Source organism: Escherichia sp. WS1265, from assembly GCF_046487585.1.
GTDB lineage: Bacteria > Pseudomonadota > Gammaproteobacteria > Enterobacterales > Enterobacteriaceae > Escherichia > Escherichia coli.
This window is the reverse complement of record NZ_JBJQJE010000006.1, coordinates 199,889-219,067: the sequence shown is the minus strand read 5'-3', so window position 1 is coordinate 219,067 and position 19,179 is coordinate 199,889. Positions and strand designations below refer to the sequence as shown.

Below are 19,179 nucleotides of genomic sequence, written 5' to 3'. Positions count from 1 at the left end.
AGAGCGAAGAGAGTGACTGGTTCAGATGAAAGGAGACCACCGCAAACGCGTCCGGTGGCAGGCCGTCCACTTCCAGCGTGAAACGTAATCCGGTTGACATAGCAACCTCCGTGAAAATGAATAATAATCCGCACATATTGCATGTACAACATGTCGGGCGGATGAGATAAGCGAGTCGACATCTGGCGTTACCGGGGAATATCAGAAAAATGTCATGGTTATGTGATGATTTAGTCTGGGATTTTACTTCAGAGAAACGGGTGTCTGTTTAGTCAACAAAATAATCACAAACGCAACGGATGGGTTCTCGACGTTATTCACGACAGGCTCGTACATTACAGCGAGTAATAAAAAACCTGATATGCAAAGTCAAACCAATATTCATAATGTCTTTTTATTCACAACAATAAATAATTCAATAACAATCATTGAAATGAATGATGGTTTGTATAAGGAATGTACGCTACCGCCCAGCCCTGATAACATGATCTGCACATTGCCATCTTAACGTCGTTAAACACTGGCTTAATAGTGGATATTTCAAATTAGGAATTTATTAAATTCACCTGATGAATATCATAAGCAAATAGCATAGAAAATAATGACAACTCCCCCGAGGGGACCATTTCCAATGCACTGCACCACCACCTGGTGCCCGGATGATCTTGCTTCAGTGGTAAGAGTACCTGATTCATTGTTCCCAAAATGGTGTTTTCCCCTGCTCCTCCAATAATAATGTGCAGCTCTCACGTGATAATCTATTGATTAGGTTATATTAAGAATCAATATTTAAAATACATCCATTTTCTTGAGTAAATCAACGTGTTTATTTATCAATTGCTGTTTTAGCTCTGACTCATCAAGCTCTCCATATTTGCACTACAGATAATCGCGAATAAATACAGAGAACGCCATTTATCCTTTTAGCATACCTGCAGGATATTTTTATTTGTATTAATATTAATTGCATCTCCAACTCCGAGCATATCCATCATTAAAATATTTTTAGATTATAGAATGCCTGTGATAACAACTGAAACATCTGCACAATGTGAATAGTTAGTTTCTTTTCAGAGGAAATGAAATAGACAAGCTGAATGAAATGGAGAGTGATTAAATTGAATTAAAAAACATAACATGATTCTAATTAATTACGCCCATCATTGTGGATAAAGTCACTGAATAATAAATAATCTTCTGGTATCCCACTCAAATAATTTCATTCCTTTTTAGTACTTCTTGTAACTTTGATATCTGACATACAGCATCAGCAATCGCACTGATATTCGCGGCATTATCCGAAACCATTCATGCCCCGGCCCCCATGTAGTTCAGGCGCGTCAGGAGCCCAACGCTCAGGGTAATCGGCGAAAGTGAACGTTGGATAGACATTAGCAACCAGCCAGACCAATAGCCGTTGAAACTGCTGACGTTCGGCGCGCCCAAGCGGTGGCGCAAGGTCCGGGCGACGATCGAGAACCATCAATGCAATCGCCGCTGTCTCCGTCATAATCTCGTCATTTTCCAGCGCCAGTGTCGGAATCTGACACAACGGGTTCAGGGTTTTCAATAACTCGCGTGAAGTTCCCTCGTGGTCAAAACCACTGACATCAACGAACTGATAAGGAATATCAGCCAGTGTTAGCATCAGCTCACTGATTGTAGAGCCCCATCCGGGTACGCCATACACCTTAATCATATGCCCCTCACAATCTTTTAAAGATTAAGTGTAGGACAGTACACAGGTTAACCAGCAAAAGGATTTGTCATTTTTTCGTCAGTTGTATTATTCCCCTTCAGGATTGTAAGGGGATGTTTTGCATCGTTTATCGATAACGGGTAGGATGCTGCGCCGATAGTTTTATACCCATAAAGAATAATGGTGATAACTATCATCGCCAGGATGAATAAACATTGTTCATGGCAACTTATATGACTTTTTCATTAAAGCAATCAGGGAGAGCAATGAGTAAACACGACACCGACACTTCAGATCAACACGCCGCGAAACGCCGCTGGCTTAATGCCCACGAAGAGGGGTATCACAAAGCGATGGGCAATCGCCAGGTACAGATGATCGCCATTGGCGGCGCGATTGGTACGGGTTTGTTTTTAGGCGCGGGAGCCCGACTGCAAATGGCGGGGCCAGCACTGGCACTGGTCTATTTGATCTGCGGCCTGTTTTCGTTTTTTATTCTGCGTGCATTGGGTGAGCTGGTGCTACACCGCCCTTCCAGTGGCAGTTTTGTCTCTTATGCCCGTGAGTTTTTGGGTGAGAAAGCCGCTTATGTTGCTGGCTGGATGTACTTCATCAACTGGGCGATGACAGGGATTGTCGATATTACCGCCGTTGCACTGTATATGCATTACTGGGGCGCATTTGGTGGTGTACCGCAGTGGGTCTTTGCGCTCGCTGCGCTGATCATCGTTGGCACCATGAATATGATTGGTGTGAAATGGTTTGCCGAGATGGAGTTCTGGTTTGCGCTTATTAAAGTGCTCGCCATTGTGACCTTTTTGGTCGTGGGTACAGTGTTCCTCGGTAGTGGTCAGCCGCTGGATGGCAACACCACTGGCTTTCATTTAATTACCGATAACGGCGGCTTCTTCCCCCACGGTTTGCTACCTGCGCTGGTGTTGATTCAGGGCGTAGTGTTTGCTTTTGCCTCCATTGAAATGGTGGGTACAGCTGCCGGAGAATGTAAAGATCCGCAGACCATGGTGCCTAAAGCCATTAACAGTGTGATTTGGCGTATTGGCCTGTTTTACGTCGGCTCCGTGGTGTTGCTGGTTATGTTATTGCCGTGGAGCGCATATCAGGCGGGGCAAAGTCCGTTCGTGACGTTTTTCTCTAAACTGGGTGTGCCATATATCGGCAGCATTATGAACATTGTGGTGCTGACCGCTGCCCTCTCCAGCCTGAACTCAGGTCTGTACTGCACCGGACGTATTCTGCGCTCAATGGCGATGGGCGGTTCCGCACCGAGTTTTATGGCGAAAATGAGTCGTCAGCATGTGCCGTATGCCGGAATTCTGGCGACACTGGTTGTGTATGTCGTCGGCGTATTCCTCAACTATCTGGTGCCGTCGCGCGTATTTGAGATTGTGTTGAACTTCGCGTCGCTGGGAATCATCGCTTCATGGGCGTTTATCATCGTGTGCCAGATGCGCCTGCGTAAAGCGATTAAAGAAGGCAAAGCAGCGGATGTCAGTTTTAAACTGCCTGGCGCGCCCTTCACTTCCTGGCTGACATTACTGTTTTTGCTGAGCGTCCTGGTGCTGATGGCGTTCGATTACCCGAACGGGACTTATACCATCGCGGCGCTGCCGATTATCGGTATTCTGCTGGTTATAGGCTGGTTTGGTGTGCGCAAACGCGTTGCTGAAATTCACAGCACTGCGCCAGTCGTCGAGGAAGATGAAGAACAACAGGAAATTATGTTTAAACCTGAAACGGCGAGTTAATTGCAAAATTGCCCGGCTACGTGCCGGGCAAATTCAAATTACTGACGAAGGTGCCGGATACGGCGTGATAAAAGTCAGGCAAGTCTCTCCGTTTTCACCCTCGCCATATCTATTACAGCGCAATACGAATCACATCATCCGGCTGGGTTGCTTCCTGCTGTTTAGTGGATTTTTGTTTCACACTGACATACAGCGTTTTACCATCGGCAGACAGCGCCAAGCTGTTCGGATGAGTCGGCGTATCGAACGTTTTCACCACTTTATAGCTTTTCGCGTCAATCACACTGACTTTACCTGCCTGACGATGCGTTACGTAGGCTTCATTACGCGCGGGGTTAAACAGCACAGCCAGTGATTCCGGTGCCGCAACCTTCGCCAGAATATTGCCATTACGGGTATCGACCACTAACACTTCTGCCGCTTTAGAGTCGGTGATAAATGCACGCTGCCTGGCGGTATCAAGGCTGATGTTGATAAAGAAATGCTCTTTGTCGTCATCCAGCAGCTTTTTACGGCTGAGGATTTTATTGTCGGCGGTGTCGATGGTAATCAATTCGCCGTCAGCGTTAGTGGTGTAAAGACGTTTGCCTTTGCTATCCAGCGCTAAACCGGTACTCATTTTACCGGTGTTCTGGATGGCGGTTTTCAGTTTGATATTCTCGCCATCAACGACCCAAATCACACTCTCTTTACCAATACCACTGATGTAAACGGTGTTCGTGGCATCGTCTGCCACCAGCTCACGCGGTTGCAGCGGGCGCACCTCTTCCGTGCGCTTACGATCATCCAGCACCAGACGGCCTTTCACTTCGCCCGTTTTGGCATCTATCGCCGTGACCGCGCTGTTTACAGTGTTACCAAACCACAACGTCTGAGTCGTGTTATTGATGGTAGCACCAAACGGCTTGAGATCGTTATGGATCGCCTGCGTCACTTCCAGAGTGACCGGATCAAGACGATAAACCACGCCGCCTTTATCCAGTTTGCGGCTTTGCGAAGTGGCGAGCCACAGCGCGTTTTCTTGCTGGCTATAAGCCATTTCGTAGGCACCTTTACCTACCGCTTTACGCAGCATTTCTTCTGCGGCCTGCGTACTGAATGATGAAGCAACAAGCAATGAACCTAACAGTAATGAACCACGCAGGCGCGATGAAAACAGATGACGTAAATGCATGACGACTCCCTTTGATGAACCGATATTTTTGCTGCTTCACAATGCTTCGCTAAGCGTAATCATCGTTACGCTCTTGTTATAAATGGGAATGGTAATCATTATTTTCTCAAATGTGGAGCATTTCTTGCCGTTACGACTACAATTTTCTCAATTACTTAACGTATCGTGCCGTTTCGTTTTCCATAAATTTACAATTTTATTACCATGACAGCGTTTTCCCATTCTTAACCTGGCTTTTTTCATGAAGATTTTTTCCGTCCGACAGACCGTTTTGCCCGCACTGCTTGTCCTTTCCCCCGTTGTTTTTGCCGCTGATGAACAGACTATGATTGTCAGTGCCGCACCGCAGGTGGTTTCAGAACTGGATACCCCAGCAGCCGTGAGCGTGGTGGATGGCGAGGAGATGCGCCTGGCAACACCGCGCATTAACTTGTCTGAATCACTGACTGGCGTGCCTGGTTTGCAGGTACAAAACCGGCAGAACTATGCGCAAGATTTACAGCTGTCGATTCGCGGATTTGGCTCCCGCTCCACTTACGGAATTCGCGGTATTCGCCTGTATGTGGACGGTATTCCCGCCACCATGCCCGACGGACAAGGGCAAACATCCAACATCGATTTAAGCAGTGTGCAAAATGTGGAAGTGCTGCGTGGCCCCTTCTCTGCCCTGTATGGCAACGCGTCTGGCGGTGTAATGAATGTCACCACCCAGACCGGACAACAGCCACCAACCATTGAAGCCAGTAGTTACTACGGCAGTTTTGGCAGCTGGCGCTATGGCCTGAAAGCAACGGGCGCAACGGGAGACGGCACACAGCCTGGCGATGTCGATTACACCGTCTCAACCACGCGTTTTACGACCCACGGCTATCGTGACCATAGTGGCGCACAGAAAAATTTAGCTAATGCCAAACTGGGTGTACGCATTGATGACGCCAGCAAATTAAGCCTGATTTTCAATAGTGTGGATATCAAAGCAGATGACCCTGGTGGGCTAACCAAAGCAGAATGGAAGGCGAATCCGCAACAAGCGCCACGCGCTGAACAGTACGACACGCGAAAAACCATCAAGCAAACTCAGGCTGGGCTGCGCTATGAGCGTAGCCTGAGTTCGCGGGATGAGATGAGTGTGATGATGTATGCCGGGGAGCGAGAAACGACCCAGTACCAGTCAATCCCGATGGCCCCCCAACTTAACCCGTCGCATGCGGGCGGCGTGATTACTCTGCAACGCCATTATCAGGGGGTAGACAGTCGCTGGACACACCGTGGCGAGCTGGGCGTTCCGGTCACGTTCACTACCGGCCTGAACTACGAAAACATGAGTGAAAACCGCAAGGGCTACAATAACTTCCGCCTGTATAGCGGCGTGCCGGAATACGGGCAAAAAGGTGAGTTGCGCCGCGACGAACGCAATCTGATGTGGAACGTCGATCCCTATTTACAGACACAGTGGCAGCTGAGTGAAAAACTGTCGCTGGATGCTGGCGTGCGCTACAGTTCCGTGTGGTTTGATTCCAACGACCATTACGTTACTCCGGGTAACGGCGATGACAGCGGTGATGCCAGTTATCACAAATGGCTACCTGCCGGATCGTTAAAATATGCAATGACCGACGCCTGGAATATCTATCTGGCAGCCGGGCGAGGTTTTGAAACGCCGACGATTAATGAGCTCTCTTATCGCGCTGATGGGCAAAGCGGTATGAACTTTGGTTTAAAACCATCCACCAACGATACAATTGAGATCGGCAGTAAAACGCGTATTGGTAATGGGCTGCTTAGTCTCGCATTGTTCCAGACCGACACCGATGATGAAATTGTTGTCGATAGCAGTAGCGGTGGGCGTACGACTTACAAAAATGCCGGAAAGACCCGTCGTCAAGGCGCTGAACTGGCATGGGATCAACGTTTCGCGGGAGATTTTCGCATAAAAGCGTCCTGGACCTGGCTTGATGCGACCTATCGCAGCAATGTGTGTAATGAACAGGATTGTAACGGTAACCGGATGCCAGGGATCGCCCGTAATATGGGCTTTGCGTCGATAGGTTATGTACCGGAAGATGGCTGGTATGCAGGTACGGAAGCGCGTTATATGGGCGATATTATGGCAGATGATGAAAATACGGCCAAAGCGCCGTCTTATACTCTCGTCGGCTTATTCACCGGGTATAAATACAATTACCACAATTTAACTGTGGATTTATTTGGTCGTGTCGATAATTTATTCGATAAAGAATACGTTGGTTCTGTCATTGTCAATGAGTCAAACGGGCGATATTACGAACCTGCGCCCGGGCGAAATTATGGTGTCGGCATGAATATTGCGTGGCGATTTGAGTAATTACCTTGATGCCCGGTATTTGCCGGGCATTTACTTTAACGATTGTATTGCTGATATAAAATAGCAATATTTTGTTGCATAATTTCAGCAAGACAATGTCTGCATCCCTCTTTGTCTTTTGCTTTTAACGCGGCGAGTAATAGATGATAGTTTTCTATACGTTCCCGTAATTCCGCTGGATTAATCGCTTCATAGAGATAATGTAAACCAGGTCCCATCCTGACCCACAGTTGCTCAATCATCTCACACAGGATGGGCATATTTGAGCGATGATAAATCGCTAAGCGAAATAGCCTGTTCGCATTAATGATTTGTTCCATGTCGCCCTTTTCTTGCGCCTGCAGTAATTTCTCAAGCAATTCCTGGAGTTCCGCCAGGTCTGGCGGGGTGAGGTTTTCAACAGCCAGAGTAACTGCCATTAATTCCAGTTCGTAGCGGATCCGATTGATTTCGTCTAATTGACGCTTCCCCACTTCCGGAACTGTAAATGCTTGCGCTGGAGCGACAGAAAGCGCATTCACCGAAACCAGACGTAATAATGCTTCACGCACAGGTGTAATACTCATACCTAATTGTTCCGCCAGATTTTTAGTAATCAGGCGTGCGCCAGGTTTTAGTGCGCCAATACTAAGCTGATGTTTCAGGTCGTTCTCAACCTGCAGAGTCAAACTGACATGTTTCATTTTTTCCGTTCCAGGCATTTTAATTCCTTCGCGTGTTTTCTGTCCAACCCTGCCTGCATGGCAGAAGGAGTTCACCTGGTGTATTAAAGTGAATAATCATAAACCACTCACCTTTGTTGTTATTAGCAGCAGAACAATGACGTGGTTAGTTAATTAAAGCTGAAAATAAGCTTTTTGCCTGGATTTTTATGGCGGCTTACGCCGCCGTTGAAACTTTAATCATCACCCGCCACGCGGATCACCACTTTGCCGAAGTTTTTACCCTTCAGCAGGCCGATAAACGTCTGTGGCGCATTCTCTAAACCGTCAGTAATTTCTTCGCGGTAGTGGATTTTATCCTCTTTCACCCATTGCCCCATCTCCTTCTGAAACTCATGGATGCGGTGACCATAATCCTGAGCGATAATAAATCCTTGCAGGCGAATACGTTTTTTCAGCACCGTAGCCATCAACAGAGGTAATCGATCCGGGCCGGGTGGTAGCTCTGTAGCGTTATAGCTGCTCACTAAGCCGCAGACGGGAATGCGCGCAGATGTATTAAGTAACGGTAGCACCGCATCGAATACCTTACCGCCAACGTTTTCATAATAGATATCAACGCCTTTCGGGCACGCTTTCGCCAGTTGTTCGGCAAAATCATCCGCGTGGTGATCAAGGCATACATCGAAGCCTAACATCTCGGTAGCATGGCGGCATTTTTCCGCGCCACCGGCAACCCCCACCACCCTGCAACCTTTAAGTTTGCCGATTTGACCCACCGTCGCCCCCACAGGACCTGTCGCCGCAGCAACAACCAATGTTTCGCCCTCTTTGGGCTGACCGATATCCAGCAGCCCCATATAAGCGGTAAAGCCTGGCATCCCCAGCACACCCAGCGACCACGATGGATTTTGGGGATGATCGCCAAGTTTCACCAGATCATCACCACTGGATATGTCATAGTCCTGCCATCCACTGTAGCCCAGCACCCAGTCGCCAGGCTGATAATCAGGATGATTCGACTCCACGACACGGCTCACCGTGCCGCCGACCATCACGCCGCCAATATCAACCGGCGGTGAATAAGATGGCTCATCGCTCATACGTCCACGCATATACGGGTCCAGTGACAAATAAACTGTGCGCAGTAACACCTGTCCTTCACCCGGTGTGGCGATATCATCTTCTTCAAGACGGAAATTCTCCGGAACCGGCGCGCCATGCGGACGCGAGGCCAGAACCCAACGTCGATTACGCTGCTTTTGTTGCCCCATAATGCTCTCCTGTGCTTTTGGCATGAATCCATCAATAGTAGCAGGCTCGCAGGAATGGTTTTGTTTGCAGCCGTCACATCCCCTCTGCAACACGCAATAATTTCATCGAGGAATCCGTTGCTTCGGGCTGTTTTCGATAGTATTGATAACGTCATCATCATTATTTAATCGAGGCCAAACATGTCCATCCGTTTTGCCCGCAAAGCCGACTGTGCTGCCATTGCGGAAATTTATAACCACGCCGTGTTGTATACGGCGGCTATCTGGAATGACCAAACGGTGGATGCTGATAACCGCATTGCCTGGTTTGAAGCGCGGACCATAGCAGGTTATCCGGTGCTGGTGAGTGAAGAAGATGGCGTCGTTACAGGATATGCCTCGTTTGGCGACTGGCGTAGTTTCGATGGTTTTCGCCATACCGTGGAACATTCGGTTTATGTCCATCCCGATCATCAGGGCAAAGGTCTTGGGCGTAAATTGTTAAGCCGATTGATTGATGAAGCGCGGGATTGCGGGAAGCATGTCATGGTCGCCGGGATCGAATCGCAAAATCAGGCGTCTTTGCATCTGCACCAGTCGCTGGGATTTGTCGTCACCGCGCAAATGCCGCAGGTGGGCACTAAATTTGGGCGCTGGCTGGATCTGACATTTATGCAGTTGCAACTCGACGAGCGCACTGAACCGGACGCAATCTGATGAATCAGTCGCTTACCCTTGCCTTTTTGATTGCCGCCGGGATTGGTCTGGTAGTCCAAAACACGCTGATGGTGCGCATCACTCAGACCTCCTCAACCATTCTCATCGCCATGTTGCTGAACTCTTTGGTAGGAATTGTGCTGTTCGTTTCTATTTTATGGTTTAAACAAGGCATGGCGGGGTTTGGCGAACTGGTGTCCAGCGTGCGCTGGTGGACACTTATACCTGGCTTGCTGGGATCGTTTTTTGTCTTCGCCAGTATCAGCGGATATCAGAATGTGGGAGCGGCGACAACTATTGCGGTACTGGTCGCCAGCCAGCTGATTGGCGGTCTGGTGCTGGATATCTTCCGCAGCCATGGCGTACCACTACGGGCGTTGATCGGCCCAATTTGTGGCGCAATTTTACTTGTGGTTGGTGCCTGGCTGGTGGCCAGGCGCACATTTTAATCAGAGGATGGTGCCACCTTTGGTTAACTGTTCGTGGCGCGCTTCCATATCTTCTTTATGTTTGCGACCGTGATGGGCGATCGCTGTGCGCAGACGCTGCTGCTGGGTATAGCGTTCTTCCCGACTTAACTCCGCATCATCGCTCAGGGCGATTAATAATTCGTTCATATGGGCAATGACGCTCTCTTCAATCGCGGCATCCACGCGCGCGATGACTTCATCCAGATGCGACATACTTTCTCCTTAGCCACTTGTGAAATTTATCGATTCATCCAAATGATATAAGTCTGCGTGGTGCCGTCAAGCCAGTGAGTAAGATTTAAAACAGTGAAAACAACAGCGCCACCGGGAAACTCATCGGCCATGTTGCCCCCACCAGAAAGGCGCTTAAGAAACGGATGCGTTTCTTATCGTGAGAAAGAAACCAGGTGATAAGAAATGCGATTACTACCATAACCGCATAAAAAACAAGCATGTGTTGATAGAGAGACATGTACGGGCGTCCAGCCAGATGAATAAAACGCGCGCAAATATGCGTCATTTTTTGACGCACATCAAGTTTTTTAACCGGTTTGAGAAAAAATCATCAAACAGCAACTTGCCCTTATCCATCTTCAGAATGAGTATTATTGCGGATTTTCTTAACCCGTACTATACACATAGGGGCAATGATAAAAGGTGGCAAAAATGAATGTTTCCAGTAGAACTGTAGTACTGATAAATGTCTTTGCTGCTGTTGGTTTGTTTACTCTTATCTCTATGAGATTTGGCTGGTTTATTTGATGTAGTGATTTTGCACGCAGCACGTACTGTCAGAGAAATCAGTGCTCTGACAGTACGCAAGATCTTCTCATACTCTTACGATCTGCAATATTATCCTTAATGTTTAACCATGACGTGGCGGACGACGGTGTAATCCTCCAGCCCATAAAGTGACATATCCTTGCCGTAACCAGAAAGTTTCTGCCCACCGTGCGGCATTTCACTTACCAGCATGAAATGGGTATTGACCCAGGTACAACCATATTGCAGCCGCGCGCTGACGCGATGCGCCCTGCCCACATCTTTCGTCCATACCGAGGATGCAAGTCCGTACTGGCTGTCATTTGCCCAGTTCACCACCTGTTCTTCGTTGTCGAAGAGCGTAACACTCACTACCGGACCAAATACCTCTTTTTGCACGATGGCATCGTCCTGTAATGCGCCAGCCAGCAGCGTCGGCGCATAGTAATAGCCATTACCCTTGCGCTTTTCACCGCCAGTGATCACTTTGATGTGCCCTGTCGCTTTCGCCTCTTCTACCGCCTTGCTGACGCGTTCGAGATGCGCCAGCGAGCTTAAAGGTCCAAGCTCCGTAGACTCGTCATCCGGCGCACCAGATTTTAACGTTGCCACCGCAGCACCCAGTTTTTCCACCAGCGTATCGTAAATGCCTTTTTGCGCGTAGATCCGACAAGCCGCAGTACAATCCTGTCCGGCATTGTAATAGCCAAATGTACGTACACCTTCGACCACTGCTTCAATATCCGCATCATCAAAAACAATCACTGGCGCTTTGCCACCAAGTTCCATATGAGTACGCTTAATGGAGGGCGCGGTATGGCTGATGATGTGCTCGCCGGTGGCGATAGAGCCCGTCAGCGACACCATCCGCACTTTGGGATGACCGGTCAGCGGATCGCCCACCGTTTTGCCTCTGCCAAACAGTACGTTAATCACACCTGCCGGGAAGATATCTTTCGCCAGCTCTGCCAACTTCAATGCGGTCAGCGGGGTAATTTCTGATGGTTTAAGCACTACGCAGTTCCCTGCCGCCAGCGCCGGAGCCAGTTTCCACGCAGCCATCATCAGCGGATAATTCCACGGTGCGATAGAAGCCACGACCCCCAACGGATCGCGACGGATCATCGAAGTATGACCTTCAAGATATTCACCTGCCGCCAGACCATTCAGACAGCGCGCCGCACCAGCGAAAAAGCGAAAAACATCGACAATCGCCGGGATTTCATCATTGAACGCACTATGCAGCGGTTTGCCACAATTACGGGACTCCAGTTCGGCAAAAACCTGACCATTTTCTTCGATAACATCAGCCAGTTTCAGCAGGCATTCCGCGCGCGTTTTCGGCGTGGTTTGCCCCCATTCGGCAAATGCCGCATCTGCTGCACGAACAGCGGCATCGACCTGCTCTGCGGATGCCTCGGCAATCTCCAGTAAAACTTCCCCCGTTGCCGGATTATAGACAGGCTGTTTTTCCCCTTCGCCGCTAACCAGTTCTCCATTAATCAGTAACTTATGTTGCATAGCATATTCCTGTATCAGTGGTTATTGACCATTGTCGCCTTCGCGGGTTAGCCACCAGGCTCCCAGGATCGGCAAGGTTGTTACCAACATAACCAGCAGTGCCACCACGTTGGTTACCGGTACATCACGCGGTCGCCCAAGCTGATTGAGCAACCACAACGGTAACGTTCGTTCATGACCTGCCGTAAAGGTCGTCACGATGATTTCATCGAACGACAAGGCAAACGCCAGCATTCCTCCTGCCAGTAGCGCCGAACTGAGATTCGGCAACACTACGTAGCGGAAGGTTTGCCAGCCATTGGCCCCAAGATCCATTGACGCCTCAACCAGACTCCACGAGGTGCGGCGAAAACGTGCGATGACATTGTTAAACACCACCACTACGCAAAAAGTCGCATGACCGACCACGATGGTGAAAAATTCCGGCTCCAGATCGATGGTTTTAAAGGCGGTTAATAGCGCCAGACCAGTGACAATACCCGGCAGCGCAATGGGCAGCAGCAGTAACAGCGAAATGGCGTTTTTGCCGAAAAAGTCTCGTCGCCACAGCGCGGCAGCGGCCAGCGTCCCTAACACCAGCGCAATTAATGTCGCCAGCGCCGCCACTTTAAGTGACAGTGTCACGGCTTCAAGAATATCACTACGCTGTGCTGCAACGCTAAACCAGCGCAGCGTCAGGCCTTGCGGTGGAAAACTAAACGCCGCATCTTCAGTGTTAAACGCATAGGCGGCGATAATCAGAATGGGAAAATGTAGGAAAACCACGCCGCCCCAGGCCGCCAGTTTGAGGAAAAACGGTGCGCGTTCAGAGTGCATCGAACGCTCCCAGACGTTTCACGAACGCCAGGTACAGTGCGATGAGAACAATCGGCACCAGGGTGAATGCCGCCGCCATCGGCATATTGCCAATCGCTCCCTGCTGGGAATAAACCATATTGCCGATAAAATATCCTGGAGGGCCAACCAGCTGCGGGACGATAAAATCGCCCAGTGTGAGTGAAAAGGTAAAGATAGAGCCAGCGGCAATACCCGGGATTGCCAGCGGCAGCACCACATAGCGAAAGGTTTGCCGTGGACGTGCGCCAAGATCAGCCGACGCCTGCAACAATGACGGCGGCAAACGCTCAAGCGCCGCCTGCACGGGCAGGATCATGAACGGCAGCCAGATATAGAGAAACACCAGAAAGCGCCCCAGCCCGGAAGTTGACAGCGTGTTACCGCCCACCGCTGGTAATGTAAGGAACGCTGTCAGCAGTGGTTCCAGCCCCAGATGTTGTAAAAACCACTGCGCCACGCCATCTTTTGCCAGCAATAATGTCCAGGCATAAGCTTTAACAATGTAGCTTGCCCACATCGGCAACATCACCGCAATGTAAAAGAACGCTTTCATTTTCCCGCTGGTATAGCGCGCCATATACCACGCCATTGGAAAAGCCAGAATGGCGCTGGCGATAGTGACTGCCACAGCCATAATCAGCGTGCGGAGAATGATGTCGTAATTCGCCGGATTAAACAGCGCACGGATATTCGCCAGCGTCAGTTCCGGCGTTACCGACATAGTGAAATCGTCAAAAGTATAAAAGCCCTGCCATAACAGCGTTAGCAGCGAGCCGAAATAGACAATGCCAAACCACATTAGCGGGCCAAGCAGCAGTAAAAACAGCCCCAGCCCCGGATTACGCCAGAAGAAACCGGACACCTTACCCAGACCTGGACGTGAAGGTGATTGCAATACATTCATCGCCATTCACCTCTCCTCAACCAGCGGCACCATCACATCACGCGACCAGGAAACCATCACCTGTTGTCCGGGCGTGAGCGTGGCAGGCAGTTCTTCGCCTGTCATATTGGCCTGACTCACAAGCAGTTTTTCACCGCCGTTCAATTTCAGTTCAAAACGTGTTGCCGCGCCCTGATATTGCACCGCCTGGATCGTGCCATTGGCCTGCAGTTCACCAGGGGTGTTGAGGCGGATATGTTCCGGTCGCAGGGCGAAGCTTCCCGTCATGCCACAAAGTTTCTCTGCCATCAGTCCATCAAAAACATTCGATGTACCAACGAACCCGGCAACAAACGGCGTGCGCGGGCGCATATAGAGATCGCGCGGGGAATCGACCTGCTCAATGCGTCCATTATTGAAAACCGCCACACGATCGGACATCGATAACGCTTCGCCCTGATCGTGGGTAACGAAGATAAAAGTGATACCGAGAGACTGTTGCAGCTTTTTCAGTTCCAGTTGCATCTGCTCACGCAATTTGAGATCCAGTGCGCCGAGCGGTTCATCCAACAGCAATACGCGCGGTTCATTCACCAGTGCTCTGGCAATGGCGACTCGCTGACGTTGACCACCAGAAAGCTGTGACGGCTTACCTTGCTGAACAAAACCAAGCGCCACTTTCTCCAGCGCTTCTTGCGCCATTGCGTGCCGCTGCTTTTTATTAACGCCTTTGACCATCAGCCCATAGGCCACGTTGTCAAGAACCGACATATGCGGAAATAGCGCGTAGTCCTGAAAGACGGTATTCACGTCCCGCTCCCACGGTGGCAGATTGCTGGCGGGTTTACCAAAGATAGAGATAGCCCCGCCGGAAAGCTGTTCGAATCCAGCAATCAGGCGCAGGCAGGTGGTTTTGCCGGAGCCGGACGGCCCCAGCATAGAGAAGAACTCACCATCTTTTATCGCAATACTGACGCCATCTACTGCGCGCACGTCACCGTACAACCGCGAGACGTTGTCAAACTCCACTGCGTACGTCATAAAACACCCCAGCGAAGTTAGCGACCGCCCATAATGGCAATGTAATCCTGCGTCCAGCGACTGTAGGGAACAAACTTGCCCCCTTCTGCTATAGGCGTTTTCCAGAAGGCGATTTTGTCGAAATAGTTAAAACCGTTGGTTTCACAACCTTTTTCGCCTAATAACGGACTGGCTTTACACCCTTCCGGCACTACCGGTAACGAGCCAAACCAGGCCGCCACATCACCCTGCACTTTTGGCGTTAATGACCAGTTCATCCATTTGTAGGCGCAAACCGGATGTTTCGCTTCGCTATGTAGCATGGTGGTGTCAGCCCAACCGGTAACGCCCTCTTTCGGGAATACGGTCGCGACAGGCTGGCCTTCGGCTTTCAGGGCGTTGGCCTGATAGGGCCATGCACTGGAAGCAACCACACCCTCGTTTTTGAAATCGCTCATTTGTACGGTAGTGTCATGCCAGTAGCGATGGATCAAACTATGTTGATCGCGCAGCACTTTCAGCACCGCCTGGTACTGTTCTTCGGTGAGTTGATACGGATCGCTGATGCCCAACTGCGGCTGAGTGGCTTTAACGAACAACGCAGCGTCCGCAATGTAGATAGGGCCATCATAAGCCTGAACGCGGCCTTTATTGCTCTTGCCGTCCGGCAGATTCTGCTCAACAAAAACCACTTGCCAGCTATCCGGCGGCGTCGGGAAGGTTTTAGTGTTGTACATCAGCAGGTTCGGCCCCCATTGGTAAGGTGTGCCGTAAACTTTGCCGCCAACGTTAAACCAGTCGCCTTTAACCACGCGCGGATCGAGCGCTTTCCAGTTGGGAATCAAGGCGGTATTAATCGGCTGCACGCGTTTGCCCATAATCAAACGCAGCGAGGCATCGCCAGATGCCGTAACCAGATCGTAACCCCCTTTGGCCATCAGACTGACCATTTCATCGGATGTCGCGGCGGTTTTCACATTCACCGCGCAGCCTGTCTCTTTTTCGAATTGCGTTACCCAGTCGTATTGTTTATCAGTTTGTCCGCGTTCGATGTATCCCGGCCAGGCGATAATATCCAGTCTCCCTTCCGGTTTATCTAAATTGGTAGGTGGTTCGGCGGCGTGAGCGGTCATTATTGTCATGCTGAGCGCACACAGGCTGCTGCGGGCAAATGTCTTGCTCATAAGGTCTTACTCCTGTCGTAATTAATTGTTCAGCCGCCGTGCCGTAAAAATATCTCCTTGTTTAACCATAGACGGCGGCTTGCAGGCACACCTTCGCCCCTGAGAAAATTTAATCAGGTTGTGAGCTACCGCGCATTATGCCGTCTGTAAGGTTATCTTCTGGAGTATAGACAAGGAGTTAGGAAATATGACTGCTATTCGAAATTCATATTACTTAACCTGAGAGGAATTAAATTAAACGCTATTACAGTCGTTCTTGAATAAGTTTGCCTAATTGTTTAACCGCCTGTTCTTCGCGCTCGCCCCACTGCCACGCGGTATTAAAACGGAAAAAACGTGACCAGTTTTCACCGGTAGAAAACATTTTACCCGGCGCAATACTGATATGATGCGTCAGTGCTGCCAGGCTTAATTCGCCCGCATCTAACGGCGCGGGGAGCTCCAGCCAGAGAAAATAACCGCTGTCATTATGATGAATTTTCACTTCCGCAGGCAGATAACGCAGCAGTGCCTGCCAGGCACGTTGTTTACGCTCCGCAAGCTGGCGACGCAAGCGACGAAGATGGGCGTCGTATCGGCGCGTGGAAAGGTAATCCACAAGTGCAAGCTGCATCGGTGAGCTGGTGGAAAGCGTACTCATCAACTGCAAGCGTTGAATTTTACGTGCATGTTTTCCGGCGGCGACCCAACCAATACGAAAACCAGGCACCAGACATTTCGAAAACGAAGAGCAATACAAAACGCCATCGTGGCGATCCCACGCTTTCGCAGGCAGCGGTTTTTCCCGTCCAAAATAAAGTTCGCTGTACACGTCATCTTCAATCAGCGTTACGTTGTACTGATTGAGCAACGCTACCAGCCTCGCTTTTTTCTGCGGCGTTAAGGTAAATCCGAGTGGATTCTGGCTATTAGTCATCAGCCAGCACGCTTTCACCGGATACTCCTGCAACGCCAGTTCCAGCGCCTTGAGATCAATCCCTTCTTTAACGTCCGTCGCCACCGATAACGCCTTCAGCCGTAACCGCTCCAGCGCCTGCAACGCGCCGTAGAAACAAGGATTCTCTACTATCACCCAATCGCCCGGTTCAGTGACCGCTTGTAAACTGAGGTTTAATGCCTCTAACGCCCCGGCGGTAATGACAATTTCATCAGGAGAAATAGTGATGCCCTGTAAGGCATAGCGACGAGCAATAGCCTGACGCAGTTCTGCGTTTCCTGGCGGTAAGTTTTCAATCACGCTCATCGCCGTGGCGGTTTTGCTTACCTGCGCCAGCGAGCGGTTTAGTTGTTGGAGGGGGAAAAGTCGCGGGTCGGGAAAGGCCGAGGCAAACGGAACTACCGACGGATCGCGACTGGCCTGCAACATATCAAAAATATAGGTGTTGATATCGACTGCTTCATCTCGAGTGACAGGAATGACTGGCGCTTTCGGCATTTTTATTGCCTGTGGCGCAACGTAATAACCCGACTGCGGTCGAGCGATAATATGTCCCTGACTTTCGAGCAACTGATAGGCATGGCTGACAGTCATAAAGCTCATGCCAGAAAGCGCCACCTGGTCACGCAACGAAGGCAAACGATCGCCAGGTTGCCAGATACCCGACGCAATCTGCTCGCGTAATTGTTCTGCAAGCTGCTGGTATTTTTTCATTATCGAATCGTAATTATGTGCAGATGATTCGGCAGTCTATATCAGTTGTTAAAAATGACAACTTTTCGTTAACTGTAATTAAACCATCACCAGCGATAACTCTTTGCCAAGCGCCTTTGCCGCGAGCTGGACGGCGTCGATTTTTGTCGCATGGTGCAAATTAAATAGGCGAGTAATCTCCTGTTTAGGTTTGCCAATTCGTCTGGCTAACTCTTGCTGAGTGATTTCTGACTGTAAAAAAGCATTTAACAGCAATACTTTAGAGGCGATACTTAAAGGCACTTCAATAAAGTGATCGTTGTTAGTTAATGGCGAAGGCAACGGGATTAGCTCATTATCTTCAAAATAAAAATCAAATGCGGTCAGTAAAGCATCTTTTGCCGCTTCCATCGCTTCAGCAACTGTTTCGCCCTGGGTCAACGCTTCAGGGATATCCACAAAAGAAACCATATAACCGCCTTCCGGCGCGGGTGTAAGAGTGACGGGATAACGCATAATTTCGACTGTCTCTCGCATGTCATTAACCTTTTTAATTGGCGATTAACTCAAACCGAGTTGCTTCAGGATTGCTTTACGCAATGGTTCTTTTATCTCATCACTGGGGTGACGCGGCATGACACTGCGTCGCCCTTGAAACCTGAGTTTCAAATGGTTGCTGCCATTCGCCACATCGACGCCCTGAGATTCGAGCCAACGTCTGAACTCGCTTTGTTTCACATCGCCTCCCTGCCGCTGAGTATATCAACAAAGTAAACATTAGTGTTTACCTCCGTGTGTAATTTGCTCGAAAATAGAACTAAATCGCCGCAACGGCAGAATGCAATGCAAAATCAGGAAGGAAGATTCCATAATTTCTTTGCGCTAATTTGCAAAACTGAATAATAACCTAAAGAAACTATCGGCATCATAGCGGTAAAAGGTAAGAAAAAGGTGGCAGGATGTTTACGAAGGCGTTATCGGTTGTCTTATTAACGTGTGCGCTGTTCTCAGGACAACTCATGGCAGGGCACAAAGGACATGAATTTATGTGGGTAAAGAATGTGGATCATCAGCTACGTCATGAAGCGGACAGCGATGAATTGCGTGCCGTGGCGGAAGAGTCGGCGGAAGGTTTGCGCGAGCATTTTTACTGGCAAAAATCGCGCAAACCAGAAGCGGGACAACGTTGAGTCATTTATTGCCGGATGCGGCGTGACGCCTTACCCGGCCAACAATATTATGCAGATTCAATAAGTT

At 49.6% G+C, this 19,179-nt stretch carries 19 protein-coding genes and 3 pseudogenes; 6 read left to right on the top strand and 16 right to left on the bottom strand.

Annotated elements, in window-relative coordinates; all coding sequences use genetic code 11:
* From ACJHX3_RS08735 to ACJHX3_RS08725, 3 pseudogenes are all read right to left on the bottom strand, one after another.
* Positions 1 to 100, bottom strand: a pseudogene (locus ACJHX3_RS08735) (hypothetical protein); the annotation flags it as partial.
* 823 nt (positions 101 to 923) lie between these two features.
* Positions 924 to 1,139: pseudogene (locus tag ACJHX3_RS08730) on the bottom strand (DUF5445 family protein).
* Positions 1,140 to 1,209: 70 nt separating this feature from the next.
* A pseudogene (locus ACJHX3_RS08725) lies at positions 1,210 to 1,699 on the bottom strand (glutathione S-transferase N-terminal domain-containing protein).
* Positions 1,700 to 1,965: 266 nt separating this feature from the next.
* Here ACJHX3_RS08725 and ansP point away from each other — a divergent pair.
* Complete coding sequence (ansP, locus tag ACJHX3_RS08720) at positions 1,966 to 3,465, top strand: L-asparagine permease (RefSeq protein ID WP_094321750.1); 1,500 nt, start codon at positions 1,966 to 1,968, stop codon at positions 3,463 to 3,465.
* Between the two features lie 112 nt (positions 3,466 to 3,577).
* Here ansP and ACJHX3_RS08715 read toward each other — a convergent pair whose 3' ends face one another.
* Positions 3,578 to 4,639 carry a YncE family protein gene (locus tag ACJHX3_RS08715; RefSeq protein WP_000550669.1) on the bottom strand — a complete coding sequence of 354 codons (1,062 nt, stop codon included), beginning with the start codon at positions 4,637 to 4,639 and terminating at the stop codon, positions 3,578 to 3,580.
* Positions 4,640 to 4,880: 241 nt separating this feature from the next.
* On the opposite strand from ACJHX3_RS08715, the gene pqqU reads away from it, so the two are divergent.
* The gene (gene pqqU, locus ACJHX3_RS08710) at positions 4,881 to 6,983 is read left to right on the top strand and encodes a TonB-dependent receptor PqqU (protein ID WP_000689346.1); all 2,103 of its coding nucleotides are present in this window, start codon (positions 4,881 to 4,883) and stop codon (positions 6,981 to 6,983) included.
* A 35-nt stretch (positions 6,984 to 7,018) separates the two neighbouring features.
* Here the strand turns inward: pqqU and mcbR are convergent, their stop codons facing one another.
* Complete coding sequence (gene mcbR, locus ACJHX3_RS08705) at positions 7,019 to 7,684, bottom strand: colanic acid/biofilm transcriptional regulator McbR (RefSeq protein WP_024044802.1); 666 nt, start codon at positions 7,682 to 7,684, stop codon at positions 7,019 to 7,021.
* A 197-nt stretch (positions 7,685 to 7,881) separates the two neighbouring features.
* Positions 7,882 to 8,919 carry an NADPH-dependent curcumin/dihydrocurcumin reductase gene (gene curA / locus ACJHX3_RS08700; protein WP_024216492.1) on the bottom strand — a complete coding sequence of 346 codons (1,038 nt, stop codon included), beginning with the start codon at positions 8,917 to 8,919 and terminating at the stop codon, positions 7,882 to 7,884.
* A gap of 180 nt (positions 8,920 to 9,099) precedes the next feature.
* Between curA and ACJHX3_RS08695 the strand changes: the two genes are divergently transcribed.
* Together ACJHX3_RS08695 and ACJHX3_RS08690 are read left to right on the top strand one after the other, a co-directional pair.
* Positions 9,100 to 9,615, top strand: coding sequence for a GNAT family N-acetyltransferase (locus ACJHX3_RS08695; RefSeq protein WP_094308198.1), 516 nt, complete (start codon positions 9,100 to 9,102; stop codon positions 9,613 to 9,615).
* Entirely contained in the window at positions 9,615 to 10,064 is a 450-nt protein-coding gene (locus tag ACJHX3_RS08690) for a DMT family transporter (protein WP_001076541.1), read from the top strand. The genes ACJHX3_RS08695 and ACJHX3_RS08690 overlap by 1 nt, the downstream gene beginning before the upstream one ends.
* Here ACJHX3_RS08690 and ydcY read toward each other — a convergent pair whose 3' ends face one another.
* Together ydcY and ortT are read right to left on the bottom strand one after the other, a co-directional pair.
* Positions 10,065 to 10,298 carry a DUF2526 family protein YdcY gene (gene ydcY / locus ACJHX3_RS08685; RefSeq protein WP_000018638.1) on the bottom strand — a complete coding sequence of 78 codons (234 nt, stop codon included), beginning with the start codon at positions 10,296 to 10,298 and terminating at the stop codon, positions 10,065 to 10,067.
* An 85-nt stretch (positions 10,299 to 10,383) separates the two neighbouring features.
* Positions 10,384 to 10,557, bottom strand: coding sequence for an orphan toxin OrtT (gene ortT, locus ACJHX3_RS08680; protein WP_123058367.1), 174 nt, complete (start codon positions 10,555 to 10,557; stop codon positions 10,384 to 10,386).
* Between the two features lie 194 nt (positions 10,558 to 10,751).
* On the opposite strand from ortT, the gene yncL reads away from it, so the two are divergent.
* Positions 10,752 to 10,847: a stress response membrane protein YncL gene (gene yncL, locus ACJHX3_RS08675; RefSeq protein WP_001303494.1), complete on the top strand. Its 96-nt coding sequence runs from the start codon at positions 10,752 to 10,754 to the stop codon at positions 10,845 to 10,847.
* Positions 10,848 to 10,943: 96 nt separating this feature from the next.
* Here the strand turns inward: yncL and patD are convergent, their stop codons facing one another.
* The 8 genes from patD to hicA form a co-directional block, all read right to left on the bottom strand.
* Positions 10,944 to 12,368: an aminobutyraldehyde dehydrogenase gene (gene patD / locus ACJHX3_RS08670; RefSeq protein ID WP_094308195.1), complete on the bottom strand. Its 1,425-nt coding sequence runs from the start codon at positions 12,366 to 12,368 to the stop codon at positions 10,944 to 10,946.
* 21 nt (positions 12,369 to 12,389) lie between these two features.
* A complete protein-coding gene (locus tag ACJHX3_RS08665; protein ID WP_094308194.1) occupies positions 12,390 to 13,184 on the bottom strand; it encodes an ABC transporter permease in 795 nt (264 codons plus the stop codon).
* Positions 13,174 to 14,115 (bottom strand): ABC transporter permease, encoded by a 942-nt coding sequence (locus ACJHX3_RS08660; RefSeq protein WP_001251307.1) that lies wholly within the window; start codon positions 14,113 to 14,115, stop codon positions 13,174 to 13,176. Before ACJHX3_RS08660 ends, ACJHX3_RS08665 begins: the two co-directional genes overlap by 11 nt.
* Positions 14,116 to 15,129 carry an ABC transporter ATP-binding protein gene (locus ACJHX3_RS08655; protein ID WP_094308193.1) on the bottom strand — a complete coding sequence of 338 codons (1,014 nt, stop codon included), beginning with the start codon at positions 15,127 to 15,129 and terminating at the stop codon, positions 14,116 to 14,118.
* 17 nt (positions 15,130 to 15,146) lie between these two features.
* Positions 15,147 to 16,292 carry a putative ABC transporter substrate-binding protein YdcS gene (gene ydcS / locus ACJHX3_RS08650; protein ID WP_094308192.1) on the bottom strand — a complete coding sequence of 382 codons (1,146 nt, stop codon included), beginning with the start codon at positions 16,290 to 16,292 and terminating at the stop codon, positions 15,147 to 15,149.
* A gap of 244 nt (positions 16,293 to 16,536) precedes the next feature.
* Complete coding sequence (locus ACJHX3_RS08645; RefSeq protein ID WP_042097663.1) at positions 16,537 to 17,943, bottom strand: PLP-dependent aminotransferase family protein; 1,407 nt, start codon at positions 17,941 to 17,943, stop codon at positions 16,537 to 16,539.
* Between the two features lie 78 nt (positions 17,944 to 18,021).
* Positions 18,022 to 18,438, bottom strand: a complete 417-nt coding sequence (hicB, locus tag ACJHX3_RS08640) for a type II toxin-antitoxin system antitoxin HicB (protein ID WP_076611057.1) — start codon at positions 18,436 to 18,438, stop codon at positions 18,022 to 18,024.
* A gap of 45 nt (positions 18,439 to 18,483) precedes the next feature.
* Complete coding sequence (hicA, locus tag ACJHX3_RS08635) at positions 18,484 to 18,660, bottom strand: type II toxin-antitoxin system mRNA interferase toxin HicA (RefSeq protein ID WP_000813797.1); 177 nt, start codon at positions 18,658 to 18,660, stop codon at positions 18,484 to 18,486.
* 221 nt (positions 18,661 to 18,881) lie between these two features.
* Here hicA and ACJHX3_RS08630 point away from each other — a divergent pair, with 221 nt between their 5' ends.
* On the top strand, positions 18,882 to 19,112 hold the full coding sequence (locus tag ACJHX3_RS08630) for a YncJ family protein (RefSeq protein ID WP_000494241.1): 231 nt from the start codon (positions 18,882 to 18,884) through the stop codon (positions 19,110 to 19,112).
* Positions 19,113 to 19,179 lie beyond the last annotated feature (67 nt).